Origin of the sequence: Acinetobacter sp. SCLZS86 (assembly GCF_021560715.1) — a bacterium.
In the GTDB taxonomy this organism is placed as follows: domain Bacteria; phylum Pseudomonadota; class Gammaproteobacteria; order Pseudomonadales; family Moraxellaceae; genus Acinetobacter; species Acinetobacter towneri_A.
Window position 1 is genome coordinate 3012726 of record NZ_CP090864.1, and the last position, 24927, is coordinate 3037652.

Sequence of the window (24927 nt, forward strand, 5' to 3'; positions counted from 1 at the left end):
TTATATTTCTAAGTTAAATTAACCGCGTTTCTTGCCAAACTTAGTCGCCCATGCGGTTACTTTCTGATAACCCGTTGGAACAATACGCTGGATTAAATCCAAAGTTTTAGCATCATTACCAATCAATAAGCGGCGTTTGTCTTTTTGTACTGCCTCTAAAATTTGGCGTGCAGCTTCTTCAGGCGGGCAACGCAATAATTTATTAAACGCACGTGCCGATTTTTCAGGATTCATGCCCAAAGTGCGTATGCTGTCGTTCATTTTGGCGTTGTTGGCAATATTGGTGCGAATCCCACCTGGATGCACGCTCAACGCGCTCACTCCACAATTTTCCAAATCTAATTCCTGACGCAAGGATTCAGTAAAACCGCGCACCGCAAACTTGGTCGCATTATAAGCCGACTGCGTGGGTTGTGCGGTTAAACCAAATAAACTAGAAATGTTAATGATATGACCATCTCCCGTTTGTTTGATGAAAGGCAAAAATTCTTTGGTGCCGTACACCACACCCCAGAAATTTATACCAACAATCCACTCCAGTTCTTTGTAACTTGCACCTTCTACAGTAGAACCCAATGCAACGCCTGCATTATTAAAAATCATATTGACCGAGCCGTGGTCTCGCACAGTTTCAGCTGCCCATTCGCGCATTTGTTCTAATTGAGAAACATCCAATTTTTTAATGGTCACGCGCACATTACTGTCTTTGAGTAAATCTACTGTTTGCGACAGACCTTGTTCATTCACATCACTGAGCGATAAATGACAGCCTTGCTTCGCCAATAGAACAGCCAATTGCTGCCCAATACCCGAGCCTGCGCCTGTAATTGCGGCAACTTTATTTTTAAAATTTTTCATGTGATTTCCTTGAGTATATGACGTGCACAGTTCAGACCTGCTTGTTGTTTTGGAGGGCTGTATAATGCGCTGTGGTTTAAATATAATTTTGACAATAAGCATTGTCAATATAAGCCATTAGGAATATCGCATACGAATCTGAAATCATAGGTTTAACAGATAATTATTGCTAATATAAAGCCTGCTTACGGTTCGTATTTGGCTTAACTGAACAGGACAGAACGACTGCCTATGACTGCACAAACAGAAAAAACCACCCAGAAACCACCAAAAGAACGTCAGTTTAAAGGCTTATCTTTAACTGAGCGCAAACAGGTACGTCGTGAAAAATTGATTGAGGCAGGTATTCAAGCCTATGGGACGCATGGCTTTTTTGCCGTGACCGTAAAAGATATTTGTACCGAAGCTAAACTGACCGAACGCTATTTCTACGAATCTTTTAAAAAAAGTGAAGAACTGTTTCAGACCATTTTTTTAAAACTGATTGATGAATTACAGCAAAATGTCATGCAAGCCATTATGCAAGCTTCGGCGGATCCAAAAAAAATGATTGATGCAGGACTAACGGCTTTATTGACTACGCTAAAAAATAACCCGCAAATGGCACGTATTATTTATATTGATGCCATGCTGGTGCAAGAACTGCATAACCAAGCCACTATTCACGAAACCATGTCACGTTTTGACCGCATGATTCAGGCCTTTGTCATGCTGATGATGCCGCATTTAGACCGCCCCAATCGAGAGATTTCATTGGTGGCGACAGGTTTAAATGGTTATGTCACCCAAATTGCCATTCGCTGGGTGATGAGCGATTTTAAACAGTCTATGGAAGATGTGCTGTCTTCTTGCCGTATTGTATTTTTATCGTTATTACAGACCTTTTCGGAAAAAGAGCACGCTTTTATGAAAGATTCTTCGACATTGTCATAAAACTGATAAATATTCATAATATTTTTCAAATCATTATTTTACTTTTACTGAATCTGTTCAGATTTTTCATCAAATCGACATTAGTTTGTCACAAATTATTGCAAAAACAGCCCATTTAACCCTTTCTGCAATGATACTGTCATAATTAATCTTTGTAATAAGCCTGTCATAAATTAAAACGGTCCACCGTTAACATCTATAGGATATTGCGTTGTGAAAGATGACTACATTTTAATCGTCGATGACGAACTTCCGATTCGGGAGATGATCCATACCTCTTTAGATATGGCAGGCTTTCAGTGCTTACAAGCAGAAGATGCAAAACAAGCTCATCAGATGATTGTCGATCAACGTCCAGCGCTTATCTTGCTTGATTGGATGATGCCAGGCGGTGTCAGCGGTGTAGACTTGTGCCGTCGCCTAAAACGCGATGACAACCTTGCCGAAATTCCTGTGATTATGCTCACTGCACGTGGCGAAGAAGATCACAAAGTTCAAGGTTTAGATGCAGGCGCGGACGACTACATGACCAAGCCATTCTCAACTCGTGAATTGGTGTCGCGAATTAAAGCGGTCTTGCGTCGTGCCAATGCTCTAAGCGGTGAAAAAACCATTGATGCCAACGGTTTAATTTTAGACCCAGTTAGCCAGCGCGTCAGTTTTGGCGACAATATTTTAGAAATGGGCCCAACCGAATATCGTTTATTAGCATTCTTTATGACGCACCCAGAGCGCGCTTACACCCGTGCGCAATTGCTTGACCAAGTCTGGGGCGGCAATGTATATATTGAAGACCGAACTATTGATGTGCATATTCGTCGTTTACGTAAAGTCTTAGAACCGTATGGCGTAGACCGTTTTGTACAAACGGTACGTGGTACAGGCTATCGCTTCTCGACACGTGCGGATGTTGCTTTAGGCTAAAATTATTTTATGTACGAACCTTACCCAGTCCCTGAACTCGCTCGTGACCTCAAACAAGTTCGTTACAGCAGTTTATGGACCTTTGCCAAACAAGACTTTCGATTACTGGCCTTTTTCCTGATTATTGCAAGCTTGATTGGTTTTGGGATTGGGTATTTTTGGATTTGTATTAGCCTCGCCTTTTTGCTGTTTTTTCTTCAGCAAATGCGCTCACTCTATTTAGTCAACGACTGGATTTCCAATCGTCCTTATGATGTACCGCCCAATCTGCATGGTATTTGGGGTGCATTACTGTTCAATGTTTATCGCTCACAACGTCAGGAACGTATCGTTCAGGCCGAAATGGTCGGGTTGATTGACCGCGCCCAGTCTTCATTGGTGGCACTAGATGAAGCCGTGATGCTGATTGATGAAAATCATCAGATTGAATGGTGGAACCCTGCTGCAGAAAAAATATTAGGTATTCAGCCTTTAGACCGTGGACGCAACATCCTGACTATTTTGCGCCAACCTAGTTTTATTGAATATTTTAATCATATTGACCAAGCACCCGACGGTTTAAAAATGAAATCGAGTGTGCATGAAGGGCAATATGTGCACGTCAAAATGACTCAGTTTGGTGGCAATAGCCGTTTGTTATTTGCTTACGACATGACGCGTATGCATAACCTAGAACAAATGCGTAAAGACTTTGTCGATAACATTTCACACGAATTACGTACCCCACTAACCGTGCTGAGTGGTTATATCGAAACCTTTACCGATCAGGATGATATTAACCCGCGTTGGAAACGTGCTTTTGAGCAAATGCAATCACAAACCCGACGCATGAATGCTTTAGTGAATGACCTTCTGCTATTGTCACGTCTGGAAAATGAAAAAACCATCGCCAAAAATCAAATCATTGAAATGCCAAGTTTAATGAATCAATTATTTGACGATGCACATGCCTATAACGTCGATTATGGACACACGCTCAATCTAAATATCGACAGTCATTATGATCTGATTGGTTCAGATGTAGAATTGGCCAGTGCCTTTAGCAACCTAATCACTAATGCAATTAAATACACCCCAAAAGGCGGGACAGTTACCATTGGCTGGCATGATGATGGCAATCAAGGCTATTTTACTGTAGAAGATACTGGCATCGGGATTGATCCGAAACACTTACCACGCTTAACTGAACGCTTTTATCGTGTAGACAGCGCGCGTAGCCGACAAACAGGCGGCACAGGTTTAGGTTTAGCAATTGTGAAGCACGTTTTGATGCAGCATAATGCACACTTAGAAGTCGAATCTAAAGAAAATCAAGGCTCTATATTCAAAGTCGTGTTCCCGAAAGAGCGTTTGTATTACGAGATTTAATAGGAAAACTCTCCCCTCTTATAATAGAAGGGAGAGTCTATTTAAGTTAAATATCACGTTGTTGCAATTGCAGTGTTGGTTGTGTATGAAGCGTAGTCCATTCTTCAAAGCTCATCCACTGTTCTGTCCCGACTTCTGATAAACGGACTTGTTCAACCCAATTTGGATCTTCAGCCAACATAATAATTTCTTCTATTTTTACAGGACCTTTTGGTGTCGAATCAGATAATAAATAAAAGAATTTAGTTGTACTTGGCTTCCCCATATAAAGATTTGCTTTATCTACAATTCCTTGTACTTGTTCACTAGACGCAATTTTTTTGCTTGTATCTGCTGCTTTATCCAATACAACTTTAGAGGTTGATGCTAAGGCTTTAGAACCATCTACAATATTATCTTTCGCTGATTTAAATAAAGCATTCAAACGCTCTCCATCATCCATTTTAAAATCTTTTAAAATAGTTTGTTCTGCATTTTCTATTGTTAAATCAAGATATGGTGCTTCTGAAAAACCCATCCCGTTAGCAACAAAATCGTAGGGATAGATGAACGATGTGAGTTATAAGCTTTCACGCGAGCATTATATTCATTGCGCCATTGAGAAATTTCATGCTCACATTGCTCAATATTTGTAATTAAGCGATGGTATTGTTGGTCTGCCTTTAAATCAGGGTATCTCTCAGCCATACCCTGTAAGTTTGTTAACATCATATTACTATCTTGATAGCTAGAATAGATAGCATTCATTCCTGTTTCTTTAACAACTGTTAAATGTGTCAATTGCTCACTTTCTTGATAACCTCGAACAACATCCATAAGCTGATTAATTAAATTAACTTTTTTACTAATCGAGACAGAGATATTGGATAAAGACTCTTTAATATCATGCGCTTTACGCTGCAGCGAATTATAAGAGGTAAGAACCAAATAAATAATAGCTGTAATTAAGGCAAGTAAAATCCATAACCACATAAATAAAACCCTCATTTTATAATGTTTCTGCCTATAAAATAGGCAGATATTTAATATTGATGGATAATTGTAACGTTATTAATTGAAAATTAAAGTAAAACCCCTAACTTTTTCCCCATTTCCACCACAGAATTAGCCTTGAATTCGGCATCCCACTGCATTTTATTTTCTTCAAACAAAACAATCGCGGTTGAACCCAAATAAAAACGTCCTAATTCTGCACCTTTTTCAAGGAATAACTGGTGCTGATTCAACTCCAAACGCCCTGATGGTTTCACTTTACCTGTCGCCACGGTTTCAATACCCGCTACAATCATTGCGCCCACTAAAACCACCGCCATACGCCCCAGTTCGGTATCAAACAAACACACCATGCGCTCATTGCGGGCAAATAAACCCGGAATATTTTCGGCTGTGGTTTGATTGACAGAAAACAACTCGCCCGGCACATATAAAGTTTCGGTCAGCGTGCCTGCAAAAGGCATGTGGACACGGTGATAATCTCGCGGAGATAAATACACGGTTGCAAACTGACCATTTTTAAATGGTTCAGCCAGTTGCGGGTCGGCAATTAAGTTTTCAACAGTAAATTGCTGACCTTTGGCCTGAAAAACTGCACCATCTTCAATTTTACCTAGCTGCGAAATCGCCCCATCTGCAGGCGATACAATGCTGTTCGGATTGCTGTCAATTTCCCGCACACCCTGCTTTAAAGAACGGGTAAAAAACTCATTAAAAGATTTATATTTCAAGGCATTGCTTTGCTCTGCCAAAGACATATCAATGCCATATTGCGCCTTGAATGCAGTAATCACCGCATTTTTGAGCACAGGATGCTCACTGGCTGCAAGTTTGCCCACAACACGTGATAATTGATGTTGTGGCACAACGCGTTGTGCCTGAATGAAAATTTGTTTTTTTAAACTTGATGTGAGGCTCAAGACGGCAACTCTCCAGTAATAACAGGACTGTCAGGGCGGTTGCCCCATTCACTCCACGCACCATCATAGGCCTGGATTTTCCACCCCAATAAACGCCCTAAAATGTAGGCCAAGCCTGAACGGTGATGTGACTGACAATACACCACTACAGGTTCGTTTAAATTGAATCCGAGTTGTTCCAGACGCTGTCGTGTGCGTTCTAAGGGATGCAATTTTAAATCATTTTCACGATTAAGGGCAGTACTCCATTCAAAATGCAATGCCCCAGGAATGTGACCGCCGCGCCGTGCAGCTAAACGTAGTCCTGTGTATTCATCTGCGGTACGGCAATCCCAAAGTTGCACCGAATGGTTTTGGCACTTTTCTAATAGCTCATCATATTGAATTCGATACTGATTTTTCTCGGCAATAGGAACAAGCGTGCTGACGGGTGTTAGTGGTTCAATCTCAGAAGTAGTTGGAAAACCTGCTGCCAACCATGCGTGAATCCCACCATTCAGTAAACTGGTATTTTCAAAACCCAAGCAGTGTAAATTCCAAATCAGACGCCCTGCCCATGCACCACCTTCATCATCATAGGCAACTACATGATGTTCAGGAGAAATATTCAAATACTGAATCAAGTCTTGTAAAGCCTCAAGTTCAGGCAATAAACCCGACGTATCTTCATCCTGACGTAGCAACATGCTCGGTTTGACCTGTAAAGCATGCGGAAGATGCAATTGCTCGTACACCGAATTGCGGCTCAAATCGACAATGCGCATTTTTTCATGCCCTAAAAAGGGAACTAAATCTTCTGCTTCAATCAGCAGTCCAAAATTGAATGGAGAAGTGCTCATTTTTATGCGGTTCAGTCTGTTTGGCAATCAACTTTAACTTAGTATAGGTCATTTTTGATGGCATGCTGTTTTTTTCATAACTTTCGCAGAATTTTAACAATCACATGCTTTAATCTAGAAAAAAAACCGAAGATTTTCTTCGGTTTCTTGAATGAGCTAAATTTTTAAACAGGTGTTTGCACTTCAAAAACTTGGCGTAAATATGCCAAGAAAGTGTCATTATCGGTCATGGTTTTACCCGGACTATCAGACAATTTTGCCACCGACTGCCCATTACATTCCACCAATTTCAACACAATATTCAGCGCAGTTTGCCCCATATCATTGGTTAAGTTGGTACCAATCCCAAAACTAACCTGAAAACGGTCTTTAAAATACTGATGTAAAGCCCACGCTTTTTCGACATTTAAGCCATCACTGAAGGTCAGCATTTTAGTTTTACTGTCAATTTTCAGCTTTTTATAATGGGCATAAGCTTTATCGCCCCATACATACGGATCGCCACTGTCATGTCGTAAGCCATCAAACAACTTGGCAAAATATAAATCAAAGTCACGCAGGAAAGCATCCATTCCAACCACATCAGTCAAGGCAATACCTAAATCCCCCCGATATTCCTGCACCCAAGTTTCTAGTGCGGCTTTTTGGAAGTCACGTAAACGCACATCTAGCGCCTGAAAAGCCTGTAAAAACTCATGTGCCATTGTCCCAATTGGGGTAATGCCTAATTCTTTAGCCAACAGTACATTACTGGTACCACGGAACACCTCAGGTACAGCTTGATGAAAAGCCGTAATCACGTGTTTTTGCCATGCAAAACTATAACGGCGGCGTGTACCAAAATCTGAAACCAAAAATGGTGGATCTTCAGGCAGTTGTTGCTGTTGGTAACTTTGAATCAGGGCAATTTTTTGCTGTAAACGACGCTCACCTTCTGCCCAGACCTCATCATTGCGAATGCGCTGGAAATAGAGCTCATTGACAATTGCCAAGACAAAAATCTCGAACATCATGGCCTGTACCATCGGACCTTCTATCCGAATATCCAAACGACCTTGCGCATCAATACTGGCTTGAATAAAACGACGCTTGAGCTGAAATAATTCTAAATAATCGACAAAGTCACTTTTAATAAAGCGTAAATTACGCAAATACTGCAATTCATCTTCTTTAAATTTCAACTGACACAAATGGTCTAGCTGCGCATTCAACTCAGCTAAAATATCGCTCAGTGGATACGCAGTATCTTCAAGGTTACGGCAGCGGAATTGATACACACTGTGCGTTTGCGGAAATTGATGCAGCACCACCTGTAACATGGTGAATTTATATAAATCAGTATCGAGCAGAGATTGAATAATGGGGGTCATAAGGATCATCATTTCGCGGTACTTCTTGCATTAAAGCATACTTTATTCAGCAAAAAAGGGCATTTATCGACAATCTTGTTACAGCTTTGCTGAAGTCTAGCCTTCCCAAGATATTTTATCTCTCTGCGGGCAGTTGCCGTTCGGATGCTTTCGTGATTGATGTTAATGCACGCCAAAGTGCCTATGTTTGCTACAATCTGCAGCCATCCCCCACACTGAGAAAGTTAGCCCCCATGCGTGCATTATTACAACGAGTTCTTGAAGCCAAAGTCGTGGTCGATGGTGAAATCACTGGCGAGATTCAACAGGGTATTTTGGTGTTTTTGGGCTTAGGCAAAGACGATAATTTTGAGAAAGGCAAAAAGCTGATTGATAAAATTTTGAAATATCGTTTTTTTGATGATGAACAAGGCAAAATGGGTTGGAATGTCAGTCAGGCCAACGGCAGTGTGCTATTGGTTTCACAATTTACCCTCATGGCACAAACCCAAAAAGGCCTGCGCCCTGATTTTGGCCCTGCGATGCCACCAAACGATGCCAAAGCACTGTATGAACAATTGGTAGACTATGCCAAAAGTCAGTTTGACAAGGTGGAAACTGGTATTTTCGCTGCCGATATGAAAGTGCATCTGGTAAACGATGGGCCTGTGACTTTTTGTTTGGAAGTCGAGTAAATCACATAAAAAAAACCTCTGTCAAAAATTGATCAGAGGTTTTTGTTTGGGTCTAAGCAACTTATTTGCCCGTTTTTTGTTGAATAAACTGGCGTGCCATTTTAATTTTTTCTTTTACAGGTTTTGGCAGTTTCGGTGGAATCAATTTCGCTACTTGGTTAAACCACACCAATAAGCCAAAATCACCTTCCATTTTAATGCTGCCGTTTTGCATGCCGGTCATAAACGCAGTTGGATCGCCTTTCATTAAGGTTTTTACGCCTTGCTCGCTGTCTGCAAACTGCAAAATAAAGTCAGCTTTTTCTGCATCGCCTGCCACAGTATCAATATGTCCATTGTTGACAATAATTTGACGCGCCAGACCTAAATCAGTGCCAATCTGAATGCGGAACTGGCGTTCATGCACTAACTCAATAAATTTTGGACTGGTACGTGCCAGCTGTTTCATACGCAATGCCAAGCCTGCCACAAGCAGGTCAAGTGGATCAGTACTGACATCAACCAAAGGAAGTTTGATCACAGGAATTGCAGAAAGTTTCATGACCGAGAAGCCTATTGTAATTGTTGGATAATGAATAGACTCATCCTATCACATCTCCTGCTTTTTACCGCAAGGCTTTGTATAACAATCTTTAGCAGGGTGTTAAAATTTTGTCGCTGTTTGGATGGCGCAAACTGCCGTTCGGATAAAGCAAAAAAGATGCAAGCCAGTTGCATCTTTTTTAAAGTTTTTGAATTTAGTCTGTACGATTTAGCGGCTTGAGCACTGCTGCTGATCGTCTTCATACACGGGGGTATGTTCGATATAGCGACGTTTTGCCAAAGCACGCTCTGCCCGACGATCTTCTCGTAATAATAATAAAGTCACCAAAGCCATCGCCAAGAAAATTGCCGACAAGTAACTGTAGGTAATTGGCAGTTCAAATACGCGTTGCACACTGTAGCGCACCACTTCCAATAACCCCCAAAACACCATACCTGCCAACATAAAGTTTAACCAGCGACGATAAGGCGAAAAGAAAACAGCAATCAACGCAGCTGCGACGAGGCTTAAGCCTACAATGGTCGCTAAATTCGCTGTTAGCATAAAAACCTCCGTCTAAAGATGCAGCCTCTGTTTGAATTGGTTTGCAACTTCAAATACCGTTTAAATAAATAATGGATGTCGATTTAAATTCTATGTATGCATTATGCTGCGTTTTCGAGATAAAAAAAGACTTGTATTTTTATAAAGCGACACACCTTGTCGCAATATTATATTGTCATTACATTTTTTAAATTTTGTAGTTTTCGGGAAGCTAAGCTAGCTCTTTATTCGCGTGTCATTACAAAAAAACACCTTATTTTTTTCCTTAAAGAATATTTTTTTCATTCGGTGCTGTTGCGGTTTTTATCGACAGTTTTTGTTTACCGTTCATCGTTATTTGCTGATTATACAAACAAAAAACGCAGCATGACTGCTGCGTTTTTTTCATTGAATTGTCATATTAGGCACGATTCAAATCTTTGTCATGCACGCCCAATAAGTACAGCACGCCATCTAAGCCCACACTTGAAATGGCTTGATTTGCGTTTTGGCGTACCAATGGTTTAGCACGGAATGCCACACCTAAACCTGCAATAGAAAGCATTGGTAAGTCGTTCGCACCATCGCCCACTGCAATGGCTTGTTCCAACGAAATCCCCATTTTGTCTGCCAGTTCGCGTAGCAATAACGCCTTACGTGCGCCATCTACAATATGACCTTTTACTTCGCCTGTAACCACGCCATTTTCTACATCTAGAATGTTGGCATGCACTTCATCAATCCCGAGTTTTTCCTGTAGATATTCTGCGAAATACTGGAAACCACCCGACAAAATTGCGGTGCGATAACCTAAGGATTTCAGGGTTGAAATCAGGCGTTCTGCACCTTCGGTCACGGTCAGGCGTTCGGCAATTTTAGGCAATACAGCAGCATCTAAACCTTTAAGTAATGCAACGCGCGCGCGGAAACTTTGCTGAAAATCCAGTTCACCTTGCATGGCACGTTCGGTAATTTCCGCCACCTGATCGCCCACACCTGCCTCAATTGCCAACTCATCAATTACTTCTTGTTCAATGAGCGTAGAGTCCATGTCAAAACACACCAAACGGCGATTACGACGGTAGGCGTTGTCTTCTTGTACTGCGACATCCACACTCAGTTCATTCGACAGGCTTAAACACGCAGCACGCATAGCCACTGCATCTAGCATTTGCCCACTTAATCCAAACTGAATACAGGCACGTTTAGGTTCGTCTTCGGCTGCATTAAGCTGTGGACGACCCGACAAACGGGTCACGGTTTCAATGTTAAAACCTTGGCTAGATACAATATGCGTGACCGCCTGTAAATGTGAGGCATTCAGCTCCGGCGCCAGTGCAGTCACGATATAACGGGTACGACCGCCTTCTTTGACCCATTGTTCATATTCAGTTGCAGAGATTGGTTTAAAACGCACAGTTAAGCCAATATCATGTGCTAAAATCAGAATCTCCTTCATGGCTAAAGCCGTTGCAGTCTGGTCTTCTGATGCAACAACAATACCTAAAGTCAGTTGATTATGAATAACAGCTTGGCCAACATCTAAGATTTGTAAGGAATGAGCGGACAATACCTGCATTAATCGAGTAAACTGATTAGGTTGGTCAGGTCCTAAAAATGATATAAGAATGATTTCTCGCATGAATTGACTCGGGTCTGAGCTACAACTATTGTGAGAATCATAATCTAAATTGAATATAAATGCCTTGGAAGTTTTACCTTGAATGCGCCTAGACAAGGGCTATTTGCTAGCCTATTGATAGTAAGTTTTGCTTTTCACACCTTTTTATTGGTGCTTGCAACAACACACCAATTAAATGAAAACCGCGCCAATCAGGGGCAGTTAATGACCAGCCAACTGGTCACAGACAGCCTTTCTGAGCTGGAACCTGCCAATACAGTATCACTGGCATTATTGGTGAATCGTTATGCCACCAATCCAAGCATTGCTTCTATTCGTATTTTAGATGCGAAAAATCAGGTCTTGGCGACAGGTGGACAGTCACGTACCCGTGTAGGTGAAGTCTTTGTCCGCGACGCCATCATCAATGAAAAGAAAGTCGGCAGCATTGAAATTACCTTAATTCAGCCAAGTATTGGTGAAATTCTGCGTACCCAATGGCTAGCCACACTTTTATCATTACTGGTTCATGCCTTGTTATGGTTGGCTTATCGCGCGATTGCCCGTCCCAGCCGTAGTGAATATTTGGCACGCATTAATAATGAATCCCGCCTCAAACACGAATTACAATTATTGACGCAAGCCCTTGAGCAAGAAAAACATCAGACTGCTTTGGCACTTGCGCAGGCACAGCAACAACCTAAACCTGTGATTTCGCCTAAAGCAAAAAAAGCCATTGAGCAAAGCCAAGATCAGAACAACATTGCGCTGAATATTCAGTTTTATGACCCGAAACAATTATTAGACACGGTCACGCAAAGTGTGTCTGTGCCTTATTTTAGCTTATGTCAGATTTTCCTGAACAAAAGCATTGAACTGTGCGTACAACACTACAAGTTAAACCGCTCCGATATTCAAACGGTAGAGCCATTCAATGAAGATGGTGCAACACTCAGTATTGCAGCCAATACACCAAATGCAGCAGCCTGTATGGCAATGATTGGCACGGTGTTCCAGTTATTGTCTGAAGTGCTGTATAAACGTTACCGCGAAGAAAAACGTTTTGTTTTGCAAACTCGCAGTGGTTTATCTACCGCCGTCGAAGCCATGCAGTTATCTGCGGTGCAGGCGGCAGAGCGTTTGGTGCATCAATTATCTGCCCGTGAAAATGCAGTGCATCTACCAAAAGAATTGCTGGATGAACTGTCTACGCATTATGAATTGGTGAGTATGCCAAATCCGACCAATGTGCTGATGCGCCACGCCTTTATGGTCAATGGTATGGACAGCCAATCGGCTGAGTTGGCGCAAAGCCTGCGCACTGAAATTCTAAAAGGCAAACATTCAAAAGCCTCTTAAAATAATCCATAAGATGCCTTAAAAACATAAAAACCTGAGTATGCGCACATACTCAGGTTTTTTATATTCGTAGACGCGAGATCACATCCATTCACTACAGCCAAATTTACACATTCAGCTGCTTTTGCTCGACCAAATACATTTGCGCATTGTGTACCGCAGCCTGCCCCACCACAGCAGCTTTCTGCCATTCACTATTGGCTTGTAGCTCCCACGCATTTTGATTGTCATGCAAATAACTCAGCAAGCCATCTTCTACAATACGCTGTTTAATTTTCTCATCCAAAATAGGGAAGCAGGTTTCCACCCGTGAAAATAAGTTGCGTCCCATCCAGTCTGCGCTGGCGCAGTACAATTTTTTCGCACCGCCATGCTCAAAATAATACACGCGGGTATGTTCCAAAAAGCGTCCCACAATCGAACGGACATGAATACGCTCAGACATCCCTTTCACTTTTGGAATCAAACAACAAATTGATCGGATAATTAAATCGACCTGTACCCCTGCCTGTGAAGCGCGGTACAAAGCCGTAATTAACTGTGGCTCAGTCAATGCATTGACTTTAATGATAATTCGGCCAGCTTTGCCTGCTTGTGCAAACCCGATTTCTTGTTCAATCAGTTTGAGCAATTCACTGTGTAAGGTAAATGGTGCATGCAGCAAGTTTTTTAATTTTGCCGATCTGCCCATACCTGTGAGCTCCTGAAACACCCGATGCACATCTTCACAAATATCAGGATGTGTAGTCATTAAACCGTAGTCGGTGTACATCCGCGCATTGCCTGCGTGATAGTTGCCTGTACCCAAATGCACATAGCGCACCAACTGCTCTTGCTCACGACGCACAATCAAAATCATTTTGGCGTGGGTTTTATAACCCACAATGCCATACACCACTACAGCACCTGCCTCTTGTAAGACATTAGCAACCATAATATTAGATTCTTCATCAAAACGTGCACGTAGCTCAATCACGGCAGTGACTTCTTTGCCATTACGCGCGGCCTCTGCAAGTACCTGCACAATTTCAGAATCTGGGCCACTGCGATACAGCGTTTGCTTAATCGCCAACACATTTGGATCTTTAGCCGCTTCTTTGAGTAAATTAATCACGGGCTGAAAAGAGTCAAATGGATGATGCAGCAACACATCCTGCTTTTTCAGAATCTCAAACATCGGCTTTTGCTTTCGAAATATTTTAGGAATCACAGGTGCAAAAGGGGGATATTTCAATTCAGGTCGATCAAAACTACTGGTCAGACGCGACAGATTAATCGGCCCGCTAATCCGATATAATTGCTGTTCATCTAAATCAAACTCGCTGAGCAAATAATCAATAATATCTTGCGGGCAATCATCTTCAATTTCTAAACGTACTGCACGCCCAAAACGACGTGAAGATAATTCATCTTTTAAGGCGACTGCCAAATCATCAACATCTTCGGCTAAAATCAGGTCGGCATTGCGGGTCACTCGAAACGCATAGCAACCTGTGGCTTTCATGCCTGGGAACAGATCATTGATATGTTGCTGAATAATCGCAGTCAGGAAAATGTGTTCTGTTGCACTGCCTGCCACTTCTTTTGGCAAATTGATTAAACGTGGCAAGGAGCGTGGCGCAGGTACAATCGCCATTTCAATTTCACGACCAAAGGCATCTTTGCCTTGTAAGCTGACAATAAAATTCAGGCTTTTATTCACCAAACGGGGAAATGGATGTGATGGGTCAAGGCTGATTGGCGTCAAAACAGGCTGTACCTGACGCGCAAAATAATCAGCAATCCACACTTTATGTTTATCCAAAATGTCATGATATTGAATAAAGTGAATCCCTAAACTTTGCAACTGCGGCAAAATGGCATAGTTTAACGTGTCATATTGCTGCTTAACCGCCTGATGCACTTTATCAGACAGTTCTGCCAAGACCTGTTCAGTCGGAATGGCATCTGGGGTGCGGGTAGTGGCATTCAAATCAAGTTGCTTCATCAAACCTGCAACACGAATTTCAAAAAACTCATCTAAATTGCGTGAAAAAATAATCAGAAAGTTGAGTCGCTCTAAAATAGGTAACTCAGGGTCTAAAGCCTGCGCCAAAACCCGACGGTTAAACTCAATTAAAGAGAGTTCACGGTTAAAATAAGTATCAGATGAATGCTGAAAGTGTTCCATATCTTCTCTATGCTGTTTTTAAGACAGTCTGCTTATTTCGCCTCTGTGCAAGGCATGGTAGGTAGAGATTATGACAATCATGTTACACCCCCAATCAATCGCAGAACATTTCGTCAAAATTGGGTATATGTAAAAAATTGATTTTTATTTATTTTACATTTAATCTATTTTTATAGCAAAAAGGAAGATTTCGCCCTTCCCTTTCGCGGCCAGTTCGTTATCTACTTTTAGCCAAGTAAGTGCTGACTCTGCACTCGCTGTACCCCATGTGCCAACATCTGTTGCCATGCTTGTTCTAAAGAGCCATTTAAATCAATCGCTTTGGTGGCATCTTCAATCACGTAGGTACTAAAACCCAACACACAGGCATCTATCGCTGTCCAAGCCACACAAAAGTCGGTAGCTATGCCCACAATATAAACCGTATCAATTTCACGGGCTTTTAGATAGGCCGCCAAACCTGTGGTGGTTTTACGGTCTGCTTCCATAAAGGCAGAATAGCTGTCTATTTGCTCGTGGAAACCTTTGCGAATAATCAATTGCGCTGTAGGCAAATCTAGGTCTGGGTGTAATTCGGCATCAGCTGTGCCCTGTACACAATGCACAGGCCACAAGACTTGCTCGCCATAACTGAGTTGAATCTGTTCATAGTCCTGTTTGCCTGCATGATTAGCAGCAAAGGACACATGTGTTGCAGGATGCCAGTCTTGGGTGATCACAATGTTTTGAAACACACGTCCCAACGCATTAATGCAGGGAATAATTTGATCGGCATCTGCAACCGCCAAATTACCTCCTGGACAAAAACCATTTTGCACATCGACCACAATCAAGGCGCTATTCAGCTGCTGCATGCTGTTTCCTTTCTCATCCTAAATGCGACCTTCAGCATAGCTGAAATTTAAGTCTGAGTGGTTTCACTTTGATAAAAATAAAAAGAATTGTGTTCGGCACAATGTTGATAGTTCGGTAGCTGTAACAATAATTGCCTTACAAAACGTGGATAGATTTTGGCTTTGCGTGCAGTCGCAGCATGAAAATAAAAATAAGGCAGTGGATGCCGAGTTAAATAATTGACCAAATGCTGTCGAGTTAAACGCATCACCTTAAAGGCATCAATACCTGCGTTGACATCTTCATAAGTGGCTTGATCGGCAAATGCCAGCCATGCATTTTGTTTTGGAGAAGTCCGTGTTGCTCGAAAATGGCATTTCAATTCTAAAATAAATTCATATTCAATCAGATACAGCGAAAACTGCTGTTGATTCAACTGAAATTCTGCGATTAATTTTTTCTGCTTCAAATAATGCTCTTATCTTTACTGTTTTTTAGGTCTTATTATACCCTGCTTGCGTCATTACCACCCAGTAGAACAGGCAGCTTTGCGACAGTACTTGTCACAATTCATTCGAGCATTTTCTCTCAAAAATCAGCAATCAAAATACAAAAAAATAGCCTGCAGGTGCAGGCTATTTGGTCTTTCAACTGTTCTCATTCTTTTAAACAGTTTGAATACGACGTAGCAATAACAACATGAGAATGGCTGAAATAATAATACATGGAATGGCTGCTGAAATAACCCCAGCCGCACCAAAGCCTGCTGCCAACAACTGACCTGCAATAGCAGGGCCAAGCATTGCGCCTACACGACCAACAGCAGAGGCAACACCGACCCCAGTACCACGTACTTCGGTTGGGTAGACAATACTACCAAAAGCATATAACACGCCCTGACAGCCAATCACAAAAGCACCGACCAAAGCTGAAGCCATATACATTTGCATGAGTGAACCCGCTGCATTTAGAGCAAATAAACCTGCCAAAATACCACCATACATCAATAAAATCACGTAGGCTTTTTTCCAACGGTCGGTCAGCATACCCAAAATTACAGTACCGACTGTCGCACTCACCATGAAATAGAACTGTGCAGTACTGCCTTCTTTACGCGAGAAACCTAATTCCATAAATAAAGATGGTAACCAGCTCAACATGATGTAAACCACCATCAAGGTAAAGAAGTAACTCACCCAAATAAATAAGGTACGCAATAAGTTTTGTGAATTAAACAAATCTTTAAAAGATGCTTTTGGCGCAGCATTTTGTGCTGTGACATCTTTACCTGCCGCTTGTGCTTTTAAGAATTCACGTGATTCTGGCAATAACCACATCATCAATGGAATGACAATAAATGGCAGCAAACCACCCAAATAGAAAATGTTTTTCCAGTTTGAGCCAAAATCTGTACTGGCAATTAAAGATAAAATGGCTGCACCCACAGGCATACCACAATACATCAAGCCCACAGCACGACCACGGTTTTGTGGCGAAACAGCTTCAGATGCCAAAGTAATTAAAATTGGCATGGCTGCCCCTAAACCCGCACCTGCCAAGAAGCGCACCGCCAATAGGCTTTCAAAGCTATTCACCCACACCGTACATAAGGTAAATAAAGCAAAGACTGCTGTAGACCAGATTAATACTTTTTTACGACCAATACGGTCTGCAAAACGTCCGCCAACCAAAGCACCTGGCAATAAACCTAAAATACCCGCACTAAAAAATACCCCAAGCTGCGAGCTGTCTAAACCAAAATGCTCACGGATACCTGCCGCAGCAATACCTGCTGCCTGAATATCCAGACCTTCAATCACTGCAATTAAAAAGCAGATCGCGACGGTAATAACCGCATGCCGCTGATCGCTATGTTGTGTTGATCTATCCATTGGGTCCCTCTACTAGAATTAGATAGCCATGTGAAAGCCTGCATCTTGCGCAGTTTTAAACTGCAGCAATAGCTATCAATAAGTGTTAGACCAAAGTGAATTTTTTCAGATCAGCGCAAACGTGTTGCGCAGCATGTAGAAAAAAACATAGCGAAAAAAACAATAAATCTGGCAAATTACACGCTATTTTCCCGCTTAAAGCAGTAAATTCAGCGCAAGATTTCTCACCATTTAAGAAGTCAGCGACAACATAGGTAGACTTAAAAGCTATTATTCTTAAGAATCAAAAATCAAAATATCCCGATTAAAACAGTCAGATATAAGAGCTATAAGGTCTGAATTGAGCGTTTTTTTATATAAATATCTAGGGTCTGTTGACAATTCATCTATGTTTGCGACGTGAGAGATATATCTCGCAAGATTTTTTAGCTGATATAAGGCATGAGGCAGGAAATTTAGTCATTCTAAATGACTGGCACATAACGCAATAGCAGCAAAAAATATGCTTGTCCCCTTGCGCAGCAAACAAAGCAATGCTTTGTTTTTGCTCATGTGGCTAAAACTTTCTCAGATTGCGTTATGAAACTTGGCAACAGTCTCGCTATTCCTTGCATTTCATGCCTGATCTGCTCAGTTTTAGCCTACAGCGCAAGCCATTTATGAAATGTCAGCAGACCCTTTATTCAGCGTTGTATTTCAAACTTGAGGCTAAAAAAGTGCTGATGAGGGTTGCGCCATACCAATGAAAATTTGGGTACAAAGGAGATGGTTATTATTTTTTTATTTTGAACAACAAGCTGCTGATCCTAAAATACTAAATTAAACAAAGTTTATGATTGCTTTGACGAAAGCATATTGTTCTGACACACTGAATCAGTCATAATTTGGCTAAGCATTATTTAATCAATTTGATTGAATTTTGCCCCAAATCAAAATACTGCAACCATCCACATCTACTTTTCTACACCTCTGTGGATGGAAAAATAGGATCTTTTTAAAAAATGACTCAGCAAGCACAGACCATTCAAGGCTCAATTGTCGCAATTGTCACCCCAATGTTAGAAGATGGCAGCGTAGATTGGAAAGGTCTCGAGAAGCTGGTTGAGTGGCACATAGAACAAGGAACCAACAGTATTGTTGCTGTGGGTACAACAGGTGAAGCATCGACCTTAAGTATGGAAGAGCACACCAAAGTAATCGCAGAAATTATTCGCGTCGCAAATAAGCGTATTCCTGTCATTGCTGGTACTGGTGCAAACTCAACGCATGAAGCCATCGAACTCACCAAAGAAGCACAACAATTGGGCGCAGATGCAGCTTTATTGGTGACGCCTTATTATAACAAGCCAACTCAGCAAGGTTTATACGAGCACTATAAAGCAATTGCAGAAGCAGTTGATTTACCTATCATTTTATATAATGTACCAGGTCGTACTGGTGTAGATATGTCCAATGAAACGGTTATCCGCTTGGCCGACATCCCTAATATTGTGGGTGTAAAAGATGCAACGGGCGATGTGCCACGTGGTCAGCAATTACTGGCTGGCTTAAACGGCAAAAACATGGTGGTGTACTCAGGTGATGATGCGACGGCATATCAATTGATGCTACATGGTGCAAAAGGCAATATTTCTGTAACTGCTAATGTTGCACCAAAAGCCATGAGCCAAGTTTGCGCAGCTGCAATTGCAGGTGATGCTGTAGCTGCAGAGCAACAAAACAGTACGATTGCAAATTTACACAATATTCTATTTTGTGAATCGAACCCAATTCCTGTGAAATGGGCACTTCATGAAATGGGATTAATTGGTACAGGAATTCGCCTACCATTAACTCCGCTTGCAGAACAATATCGTGCACCGTTACGCGAAGCCCTTCAGGCTGCGGGTGTCATTCAATAAAAGAGCTTAGTATGATGCAATTACGTTTTGGTTTTATCGCCGCACTTTCAGTATTGAGTTTGGCTGGTTGTAGTTCTCTTGCCATCAATAATGGTTCCTTGGACTATAAAGACACCGCTTCTTTAGCACCACTTCAATATCCAGAAGGTTCTGTGGTTCGACCTGCAACCCCATTGTATCCTGCACCAAGCGTTGACCCGCTAGCAACGGCAAATGCACCTAAGCTTGAAAATGCACGTGGCAACCGTTTTGCGATGCCACGTCCTGAAGCTGTGCAAGCGAATACGACTGTTCAAGACAGTACGCAAATTGGGCGTCCTCAACCTGTAGTTGACGGAAACCAAAATCCATTACTCAAAATTGATGGAAATTCTGCTACAATTTGGCAATACACACTTGCCACCCTCAGCAGTATGAATTACAGCATTGTTGGTCAAAGTAAGAACCGTTACGAGGCAACCATTAAGGTCGATCAACAGATTTATGTCTTAAGATTGACCTCTGTCGGTTCGAGCAACAACCTAGCCGTATTCAATGCCGATAACAGCTTTGCAGATCAAGAAAAAGCTGCAGATCTGTTGGCCCAGATTTACCAAAATTGGTCAGCCTAGCCGTACTAGGCATTTTTTTTTGAAAAAGGTTCCCTCATGTTAAAACAAACCTTGCTCTATACTGGTAAAGCAAAATCTGTTTATACCACAGACAGTGCAGACCACCTGATTTTAGTCTTTCGTGATGATGCCTCTGCGTTCAATGGCGAAAAAATCGAACAACTAGATCGTAAAGGTAAGGTGAACAACCGTTTTAACGCCTTTATCATGGAAAAATTGGCTGAAGCGGGTATCGAAACTCACTTTGAAAAACTACTTACACCAAACGAAGTATTGGTGAAAAAGTTAGACATGATTCCTGTAGAGTGCGTTATTCGTAACTACGCTGCAGGTTCACTCTGCCGTCGTTTAGGTGTAGAAGAAGGTAAAGAACTGACCCCACCTACATTTGAATTGTTCTTTAAAGACGATGCGCTTGGCGATCCGATGGTCAATGAATCTCAAGCGATTGCTTTAGGTTGGGCCAATGCAGAACAATTGGCAAAAATGAAAGAACTGACTTACCAAGTCAACGATGTATTAAAAGCATTGTTTGATGCAGGTAACATGATTCTGGTCGATTTCAAACTTGAGTTTGGTGTATTCCACGACCGTATCGTTTTGGGCGATGAATTCTCTCCAGACGGTTGCCGTTTATGGGACAAAGACACCAAGAAGAAACTCGACAAAGACCGTTTCCGTCAAGGTTTAGGCGGTGTGGTTGAAGCTTATGAAGAAGTTGCTGCACGTTTAGGCATCGACTTAGACAACATCTAATTCAAGCTTTTCAATTTTAAAAGCTGAATTCCCAAAACCGAGCAACATTGCTCGGTTTTTTGTATTTTGCTGTAGACCAAACAGGGTTTACAAACCAAATCTTTGAAAAAATCGCCCCATCCACAATGCCCAGTCTGTCTGCCTATTTTTAAATTAATTTGAATTTAAATTGTGTATTCTGCAATTCCGTGTATGCTTGTTGTCATACTAGAAAAATATGAAGTTCGTTTTAATCGTCTAAGCCCGTAGTTTTATTTTGTAATCCTTCGTTTTGTTCAGATTTTAAGTCGCATCTTTTTCCCAGTTATTCCAAATCTTTTTAGATTGCAACATATTAAAATTCAGCAGGATATTTCCCTATGTCGAATACTACGATGAAAGGCACTGTAAAGTGGTTCAACGAAACTAAAGGTTTTGGCTTTATTCAACCAGAATCAGGTCCAGACGTGTTTGCACACTTCAGCGAAATTGCACACTCAGGCTTCAAGACTTTACATGAAGGTCAACAAGTTGAATTCAGCATTGCGCAAGGTCAAAAAGGCCCGAACGCTGTAAACATCAAACCGCTTTAAACCTTTGAATGCAGCACTCAAGGCTGCAAACAAATCTAAAAAAGCTCAAGTTGATTCTTGAGCTTTTTTATGCCAATACTTTTACAAATATCTTTTCAGCTATACCAAATCGCTTAGGATTGAGTCTGCTGCCAACGCCGTTGTTGTAAGCGCTCACCTTCCACCTCACGTTTATTACGTGCCGACTCATACAACTTTGTGCCTTTGAGTTCAGGCGGCAAATAGTCTTGTAATACAAAATGCTCGGGGTAATTGTGTGGATACAAATAATCTACCCCATAGCCTTGTTCTTTCATCAGTTTGGTCGGCGCGTTACGCAAATGCAGTGGCACAGGCAAGTTGGCGGTTTTTTCAGCCAAATTCATGGCTTTGTTAATCGCCAAGTAAGTACTGTTACTTTTGGCACTGGTCGCCAAATATACTGCACATTGTCCTAAAATAATCCGTGCTTCGGGCATACCCAACACTTGTACCGAGCGGAAACATTCACCTGCCAATAACAAGGCATTCGGATTTGAATTGCCAATATCTTCCGAAGCAGCAATCAACATGCGACGCGCAATAAAGCTCGGGTCTTCACCGCCTTTGAGCATGCGCGCCATCCAATACAATGCAGCATCGGGGTCACTGCCACGAATTGACTTAATAAAAGCCGATACCAAATCATAATGTTGCTCGCCTGACTTGTCATAACGGGCAATGTTTTGTTGCGCAACCTTGACCACAATCGCGTTGGTGATGATATTTTCCACCTCGGGTTCAAAGGTGCTTGCCACCAAGTCCAGTAGGTTTAAAGCCTTGCGTGCATCACCTGCAGCAAACTGAATCAGAGCATCAAATTCTTCAATCTGAATATAACGGTCTTTTAAGAATTGATCTTGCTGAATGGCTTGAGTAAGCAAAGTCTGAATCGAATCGGCATCTAAAGCCTTTAAGGTATAGACCTGACAACGTGAAAGCAGCGCACTATTGACTTCAAAAGATGGATTTTCAGTGGTCGCACCAATTAAGGTGATTTTGCCCTTTTCCACCGCATTTAATAAGGCATCTTGCTGCGACTTATTAAAGCGATGAATTTCATCAATAAACACCACTGGTGTGAGCAAATCGCCGCCTTCGGCAATAATTTCACGCAGCTCTTTGACCCCAGTATTCAAGGCAGAAAGGCTGATAAAAGGACGATCTACCGCCTGCGCCAACAGCAAAGCGATGGTGGTTTTCCCCACCCCTGGTGGCCCCCAGAAAATAATTGAAGGCAAATGCCCCTGATCAATCATTTGGCGTAACGGCGCTTGCTCACCTAAAAGATGATCTTGACCAATAATTTGCGATAAATCGCGTGGACGCAAACGCTCAGGCAGTGGAATATGACTCTCTGACATCTTGTTATTTCTATACTTGACTTCAACCTAGTCTACTATGATCTCAAGCTTTGGAGTATTTCTAATCGTACCGATTTATCGCTAAAACACGATTCACGGTTTGTTCTGCAGGATGAATTAACGCACCCAACGCACCACATAATCTTCGATATCTTCTTCTGCAACATCCAGTTCTGAAATACAACGCCCTGCCGCAGATTTTTTGGCTTTAATCACACTTTGGCGTGAGCCCGTATTTAAGTAATGCCAAGATGGCAAATTTTTGCCCTGTTTTAAACGACGATAGGCACAACTTGGCGGTAACCAGTGAATTTTTTCCAGTTTTTCGGGGGTGAGTTGAATGCAATCGGGTACAAAGTCAAAGCGATTGGCATAATCTGAACAACATGCAGTGTTACAATCCAGTAACTTGCATGCCACTTTAGTATAGGCAACTTCCAGCGTGTCCTCATCTTCTAATTTGACCAAACAGCATAAACCGCAACCATCGCATAAGGCTTCCCATTCCGCAGTATTTAAGGCATTCAGCGGATAGTTTTTCCAAAATTCAGGTCGTAATTGATCAGACATAGCGCACAGAAAATAACAAAACTGCGTCATTATAACAGCCTTGTTTCAACTTGTTGCTTTTGTTTAGTCTTTAAATGAATCAAACACTTAACTCAAACAACTGAACATTTAATACACAAAAACAAAACAGTGTGCTGCGTTCAGCCCCCTATAATAAATCCAGAAGCTATAAAAACACATGGAGAACAATTATGTTTCGTTGGGCTATAATCTTCGCAGTGATTGCGTTAATCGCGAGTTTACTTGGTTTTGGTGGTGTCGCAGGTTTATCTAAAGACTTTGCCATTATTTTATTGGTGATTGCTGTGATTTTAGCAATTGTTGGTTTCCTATCTCGCGGAAAAGTCTAGTCATCTCGTCTATAAATTCCTAAAAATCAGATAAAAAAGAAGGATTTTTCCTTCTTTTTTTATATCCGCTTTTTACGCAACAAATGGCAATTTGGCTCTTTTAAAAATATTTTCTCACATTTATAGGCAGTATTTACCCTGTTTTTAAAAATGCGTGCCATATTATTATGCTTTAATCATGGCATTGAAAACGATAAGGAATAAGGCATGGCTTTAGCAATCAAAACTCGCGAAATTGAATATACTGCTGCAGATGGCAGCAAACTGATCGGTTATTTTGCTGCACCAGAAACAGCGCAAGCTGTCGCGGGGGTGATTGTCGCACCTGAATGGTGGGGACGTAACGAATACACCGAACAACGCGCGCGTGAATTGGCTGAACATGGTTTTGCAGCCTTAGCGATTGATATGTATGGCGATAAAAAAGTCACCACCACCGCAGCCCAAGCCAATGAATGGATGATGCAAACTTTTGCAGATGCCGACACAATTGTGACTCGTGCGTCTGCAGCTTTGGACACTTTAGCTGCCCAACCTGAAGTAAATCGCGATAAACTCGCTGCAATTGGTTTCTGTTATGGCGGCAAAGTTGTACTGGATTTGGCTCGTTCTGGCGCAGCATTAAAAGCCGTGGTGACCTTTCACGCCAACCTCAGCCCGAAAGCCCCTGCGCAACAAGGTCAGGTACAAGCCGAGATTTTGGTGTTACATGGTGAACTAGACAGCATGGTGACTTTAGACGACGTCGCAAGTTTCCGTGAAGAAATGCACGCGGCTCAAGTAGAGCATGAAGTGATTATTTTTGAAGATGCCAAACACGGCTTTAGTAACCCTCAAGCTGATGAGCGTGCCAAAGCCAATGGGGTCGATTTAGGCTACAACGCATCGGCAGAGCAACAAGGTTTAGCTGCCATGTATGAAGTGTTGGATCGTCGTTTAGCAGATTAATCTGCTGTTCACATTA

The 24927-nt window shown here is 41.8% G+C and carries 26 protein-coding genes; 11 read left to right on the plus strand and 15 right to left on the minus strand.

What is annotated here, in order from left to right; genetic code table 11:
• Positions 1–18: 18 nt before the first annotated feature.
• Positions 19–858, minus strand: a complete 840-nt coding sequence (locus LZP46_RS14425; protein WP_019838077.1) for an SDR family NAD(P)-dependent oxidoreductase — start codon at positions 856–858, stop codon at positions 19–21.
• A 231-nt stretch (positions 859–1089) separates the two neighbouring features.
• On the opposite strand from LZP46_RS14425, the gene LZP46_RS14430 reads away from it, so the two are divergent.
• The 3 genes from LZP46_RS14430 to phoR all read left to right on the plus strand — a co-directional run bounded on the left by LZP46_RS14430 (position 1090) and on the right by phoR (position 4083).
• Complete coding sequence (locus tag LZP46_RS14430; RefSeq protein WP_019838076.1) at positions 1090–1791, plus strand: TetR/AcrR family transcriptional regulator; 702 nt, start codon at positions 1090–1092, stop codon at positions 1789–1791.
• Positions 1792–2004: 213 nt separating this feature from the next.
• Positions 2005–2715 (plus strand): phosphate regulon transcriptional regulator PhoB, encoded by a 711-nt coding sequence (gene phoB, locus LZP46_RS14435; protein ID WP_004974162.1) that lies wholly within the window; start codon positions 2005–2007, stop codon positions 2713–2715.
• A gap of 9 nt (positions 2716–2724) precedes the next feature.
• Positions 2725–4083, plus strand: coding sequence for a phosphate regulon sensor histidine kinase PhoR (gene phoR, locus LZP46_RS14440; RefSeq protein ID WP_236094214.1), 1359 nt, complete (start codon positions 2725–2727; stop codon positions 4081–4083).
• A 46-nt stretch (positions 4084–4129) separates the two neighbouring features.
• Here the strand turns inward: phoR and LZP46_RS14445 are convergent, their stop codons facing one another.
• From LZP46_RS14445 to pncB, 5 genes are all read right to left on the minus strand, one after another.
• Positions 4130–4600: a hypothetical protein gene (locus tag LZP46_RS14445; RefSeq protein WP_019838074.1), complete on the minus strand. Its 471-nt coding sequence runs from the start codon at positions 4598–4600 to the stop codon at positions 4130–4132.
• A complete protein-coding gene (locus LZP46_RS14450) occupies positions 4567–5055 on the minus strand; it encodes a LemA family protein (protein WP_236094215.1) in 489 nt (162 codons plus the stop codon). The genes LZP46_RS14445 and LZP46_RS14450 overlap by 34 nt, the downstream gene beginning before the upstream one ends.
• A gap of 89 nt (positions 5056–5144) precedes the next feature.
• Positions 5145–5996: an archaetidylserine decarboxylase gene (asd, locus tag LZP46_RS14455; RefSeq protein ID WP_236094216.1), complete on the minus strand. Its 852-nt coding sequence runs from the start codon at positions 5994–5996 to the stop codon at positions 5145–5147.
• On the minus strand, positions 5993–6835 hold the full coding sequence (locus LZP46_RS14460; RefSeq protein WP_236094217.1) for a sulfurtransferase: 843 nt from the start codon (positions 6833–6835) through the stop codon (positions 5993–5995). Before LZP46_RS14460 ends, asd begins: the two co-directional genes overlap by 4 nt.
• Positions 6836–6999: 164 nt before the next feature.
• Positions 7000–8205, minus strand: a complete 1206-nt coding sequence (gene pncB, locus LZP46_RS14465; protein WP_236094222.1) for a nicotinate phosphoribosyltransferase — start codon at positions 8203–8205, stop codon at positions 7000–7002.
• A 233-nt stretch (positions 8206–8438) separates the two neighbouring features.
• Here pncB and dtd point away from each other — a divergent pair, with 233 nt between their 5' ends.
• Complete coding sequence (gene dtd / locus LZP46_RS14470; RefSeq protein ID WP_236094227.1) at positions 8439–8879, plus strand: D-aminoacyl-tRNA deacylase; 441 nt, start codon at positions 8439–8441, stop codon at positions 8877–8879.
• Positions 8880–8940: 61 nt separating this feature from the next.
• On the opposite strand, the gene LZP46_RS14475 is transcribed toward dtd, so the two are convergent.
• From LZP46_RS14475 to serB, 3 genes are all read right to left on the minus strand, one after another.
• Entirely contained in the window at positions 8941–9420 is a 480-nt protein-coding gene (locus LZP46_RS14475) for an SCP-2 sterol transfer family protein (RefSeq protein WP_236094229.1), read from the minus strand.
• A 210-nt stretch (positions 9421–9630) separates the two neighbouring features.
• Positions 9631–9966: a ciprofloxacin tolerance protein AciT gene (gene aciT / locus LZP46_RS14480; RefSeq protein WP_236094230.1), complete on the minus strand. Its 336-nt coding sequence runs from the start codon at positions 9964–9966 to the stop codon at positions 9631–9633.
• Positions 9967–10366: 400 nt separating this feature from the next.
• On the minus strand, positions 10367–11587 hold the full coding sequence (gene serB, locus LZP46_RS14485; protein ID WP_236094232.1) for a phosphoserine phosphatase SerB: 1221 nt from the start codon (positions 11585–11587) through the stop codon (positions 10367–10369).
• Between the two features lie 78 nt (positions 11588–11665).
• Between serB and LZP46_RS14490 the strand changes: the two genes are divergently transcribed.
• Complete coding sequence (locus tag LZP46_RS14490) at positions 11666–12925, plus strand: hypothetical protein (protein ID WP_236094235.1); 1260 nt, start codon at positions 11666–11668, stop codon at positions 12923–12925.
• A gap of 106 nt (positions 12926–13031) precedes the next feature.
• Here the strand turns inward: LZP46_RS14490 and ppk1 are convergent, their stop codons facing one another.
• From ppk1 to mhpT, 4 genes are all read right to left on the minus strand, one after another.
• Positions 13032–15095: a polyphosphate kinase 1 gene (ppk1, locus tag LZP46_RS14495; protein ID WP_236094237.1), complete on the minus strand. Its 2064-nt coding sequence runs from the start codon at positions 15093–15095 to the stop codon at positions 13032–13034.
• 227 nt (positions 15096–15322) lie between these two features.
• Positions 15323–15949 carry a bifunctional nicotinamidase/pyrazinamidase gene (pncA, locus tag LZP46_RS14500; RefSeq protein ID WP_236094240.1) on the minus strand — a complete coding sequence of 209 codons (627 nt, stop codon included), beginning with the start codon at positions 15947–15949 and terminating at the stop codon, positions 15323–15325.
• A gap of 47 nt (positions 15950–15996) precedes the next feature.
• Positions 15997–16398 (minus strand): hypothetical protein, encoded by a 402-nt coding sequence (locus LZP46_RS14505; protein WP_236094241.1) that lies wholly within the window; start codon positions 16396–16398, stop codon positions 15997–15999.
• 196 nt (positions 16399–16594) lie between these two features.
• The gene (mhpT, locus tag LZP46_RS14510; RefSeq protein WP_236094243.1) at positions 16595–17821 is read right to left on the minus strand and encodes a 3-(3-hydroxy-phenyl)propionate transporter MhpT; all 1227 of its coding nucleotides are present in this window, start codon (positions 17819–17821) and stop codon (positions 16595–16597) included.
• A 1001-nt stretch (positions 17822–18822) separates the two neighbouring features.
• On the opposite strand from mhpT, the gene dapA reads away from it, so the two are divergent.
• The 4 genes from dapA (at position 18823) to LZP46_RS14530 (ending at position 21661) form a co-directional block, all read left to right on the plus strand.
• The gene (gene dapA / locus LZP46_RS14515; RefSeq protein WP_236094244.1) at positions 18823–19722 is read left to right on the plus strand and encodes a 4-hydroxy-tetrahydrodipicolinate synthase; all 900 of its coding nucleotides are present in this window, start codon (positions 18823–18825) and stop codon (positions 19720–19722) included.
• Positions 19723–19736: 14 nt separating this feature from the next.
• A complete protein-coding gene (locus LZP46_RS14520; protein WP_236095229.1) occupies positions 19737–20333 on the plus strand; it encodes a lipoprotein-34 precursor (NlpB) in 597 nt (198 codons plus the stop codon).
• Between the two features lie 36 nt (positions 20334–20369).
• Positions 20370–21089: a phosphoribosylaminoimidazolesuccinocarboxamide synthase gene (gene purC / locus LZP46_RS14525; RefSeq protein WP_004974116.1), complete on the plus strand. Its 720-nt coding sequence runs from the start codon at positions 20370–20372 to the stop codon at positions 21087–21089.
• Positions 21090–21448: 359 nt separating this feature from the next.
• The gene (locus tag LZP46_RS14530) at positions 21449–21661 is read left to right on the plus strand and encodes a cold-shock protein (RefSeq protein ID WP_236094246.1); all 213 of its coding nucleotides are present in this window, start codon (positions 21449–21451) and stop codon (positions 21659–21661) included.
• Between the two features lie 113 nt (positions 21662–21774).
• Here LZP46_RS14530 and LZP46_RS14535 read toward each other — a convergent pair whose 3' ends face one another.
• Both LZP46_RS14535 and LZP46_RS14540 read right to left on the minus strand, forming a co-directional pair.
• Positions 21775–23043, minus strand: coding sequence for a replication-associated recombination protein A (locus LZP46_RS14535; RefSeq protein ID WP_236094248.1), 1269 nt, complete (start codon positions 23041–23043; stop codon positions 21775–21777).
• A gap of 117 nt (positions 23044–23160) precedes the next feature.
• Entirely contained in the window at positions 23161–23613 is a 453-nt protein-coding gene (locus tag LZP46_RS14540; protein WP_236094249.1) for a YcgN family cysteine cluster protein, read from the minus strand.
• Positions 23614–23804: 191 nt separating this feature from the next.
• Here LZP46_RS14540 and LZP46_RS14545 point away from each other — a divergent pair, with 191 nt between their 5' ends.
• Complete coding sequence (locus LZP46_RS14545) at positions 23805–23963, plus strand: DUF1328 domain-containing protein (RefSeq protein WP_004647174.1); 159 nt, start codon at positions 23805–23807, stop codon at positions 23961–23963.
• Positions 23964–24170: 207 nt separating this feature from the next.
• Positions 24171–24911, plus strand: a complete 741-nt coding sequence (locus LZP46_RS14550; protein WP_136144130.1) for a dienelactone hydrolase family protein — start codon at positions 24171–24173, stop codon at positions 24909–24911.
• Positions 24912–24927 lie beyond the last annotated feature (16 nt).